The organism is Saliphagus sp. LR7 (assembly GCF_003344565.1).
GTDB lineage: Archaea > Halobacteriota > Halobacteria > Halobacteriales > Natrialbaceae > Saliphagus > Saliphagus infecundisoli.
In genome coordinates this window covers 1-2,118 of record NZ_QPND01000061.1, presented here as the reverse complement: position 1 = coordinate 2,118, position 2,118 = coordinate 1, and the positions used below count along the sequence as shown (strand labels likewise).

Below are 2,118 nucleotides of genomic sequence, written 5' to 3'. Positions count from 1 at the left end.
GATTGTTACTACCGAACCGAGGGAATCGTCATAACAAGGGGCTCAGTTCGAGAATAAGCGTCGATATCTCTGCTACGAGTGGAAAAATGTGCCGAACTCATCAACCAGACATCGTGTAGTGTCCGTGGAGACAGTACTGGGGGTGCACCACTTGCGATCGGAGCGCCTCAGCACCTCATAATCGTCTGTTCGACAAGTCGCTTGCAGCGAACAGAGATGAGTCCAAGCGGCATATCGTCTGCGGGAAGATAGACATACTCGCCGTATTCGTCGTCAAGGAGTGACTCGATAAATGCCGAATCATCGGTTGCCGTTACCATGACGAGCGGGTGAGTGGAGTACGTCTGCCGAAACTCCTCGTACAACGTGGGTGCATCAGCGACCTCCTCTGCGACGATCGCGACGACGCAGTCTCCATTAGTGACAGCGTCGAGATCGGGACGAGGAACAAAATCGGTGACAGCCATGACGGTAAGATCGGACGCGTGGTCGATCAGTTGGTTCTTGATTCGCGTCCCGTTCCGGCCGACGGTCGCGAGTGTGAGTTGCACCGACCCATCCATAGGTGCATAACTCCCTCCAGACGCTTGTATACGAGCCTTCCTGGGAAAGTAATAACCAATAGGAAATAACAGGTTTTTTGATGGAGAGTTAACTCGATCGGTCACGATATCCATGCAGAACGAACAGAACGTCTTGTCGCCTGCGAGCAGTGCCAATCGGATGGAATAGCCATCAGACTTGGCCGATCCACGGGAGAGTACCCCTGAGAACCCACACATCTATTACTTTCCATTGTTTACTCTCTGAATGCACGACCCGATCTGAAGGCACACGGGACCAGAGGGTCGTGCTGCCAATCAGAGGCACACTATCGACGGGCGGGCCACCACCGCCTGCTCGTTTTCTGGAAGCAGTCAGAACCACGGAAACTCGTCGCCCCGGATGCACATAGGGGGTGGGCGGGGCAACGAGTGCGATATGCGATGCCGACCCGAGTGGTTCCAAGGCCGACACTATACCCATATCTCCAATGCCCATTAGTAATGGGTCCGAACAAACGAACTGAAGCAACCATTTGGAGTAAAATTATGTTACTAAGGCAATCTGAGCGGATCTAACGCGACTTGGCGATCGTCTCGAGATCGGAATTGACTTGCAGTATCGTGGGAAAAGAATACTATACTAAATCATATGCAAGAATCGAAGCAGGAGTTAGCAGAGATGCCTCCGAGTTCCAAGCTTGTGTATATCGTACTGCAACACGAGGAAGCATTGACCCAGAAGAAGCTGGCTGAAGAGACGCGGCTTTCAAAACGTACGATTCGGTATGCATTGCAGCAGCTCGAATCAACTGGGCTGGTTGAAGAAGACATCTACATTCGAGATGCGCGACAGAATCTGTATCGACTATCCGAACCGAACTGTACTGCATGTGGGTAGAGAGCACCATATATCGATAGATCCGATTTCAACGGAGAACGCCGGGGCGGCCTATCAGTTGGGTAGCTGTTGAGTCAGCGTGTTGAGCCAGAGTGGACGACTACCGACGCTGCCGTTCACTAACTATGAGATACAGGAGCTGGATCTGGTAAATCCGATCGGGTTGACTCCTCACCCAGCCCGATCGAAAGCGCTTGCAGGTGGTACGGCCCAGGAAACGGTTGGACAGGGTAACCCAGGCCGTGCAAGTAAAGCGCATACGTACGGGAGTATAGATCTGATGTTTCCATCGGACGGTAGGGAGTATGACTGTAAGTTGATCGCACTTGGTCGAAACGCGCAGGAGTCAGGAACAACACCCTGCCCGATCGGATGTTCTCTGAGAGAGGGCACAGTCCCGATATGCCAGATGGTTCCCTGGAGGACTGTGCCCACAGACTATGAACTTTCGAGGGAAATAGATCTGTGGATATGAAACTCACTCGTAGTCGATCCAATGGGCAGGAACGGGTGAGGTATGGGACTCACCCGACCGAGTACGTACAGGGCACGGCTGGGACGCCGTGTATGGCTGATCAGCGTCAGCCGTGCGGATGGCCATCAGCCGCCAAGACGGATAGATGTGCGGATTTGGACCAAGAGGGGGGACAGTGGACCCAACACGTCCGGACCGAT

2 protein-coding genes are annotated in these 2,118 nt (G+C 53.3%); one reads left to right on the top strand and one right to left on the bottom strand.

Annotation, left to right across the window (positions count from 1 at the left end; translation table 11 throughout):
- Window positions 1-167: 167 nt before the first annotated feature.
- Entirely contained in the window at window positions 168-467 is a 300-nt protein-coding gene (locus DVH23_RS23120) for a hypothetical protein (RefSeq protein WP_157972598.1), read from the bottom strand.
- Between the two features lie 727 nt (window positions 468-1,194).
- On the opposite strand from DVH23_RS23120, the gene DVH23_RS23115 reads away from it, so the two are divergent.
- A complete protein-coding gene (locus tag DVH23_RS23115; protein ID WP_114579681.1) occupies window positions 1,195-1,443 on the top strand; it encodes a helix-turn-helix domain-containing protein in 249 nt (82 codons plus the stop codon).
- The last annotated feature ends 675 nt before the right edge of the window (window positions 1,444-2,118 follow it).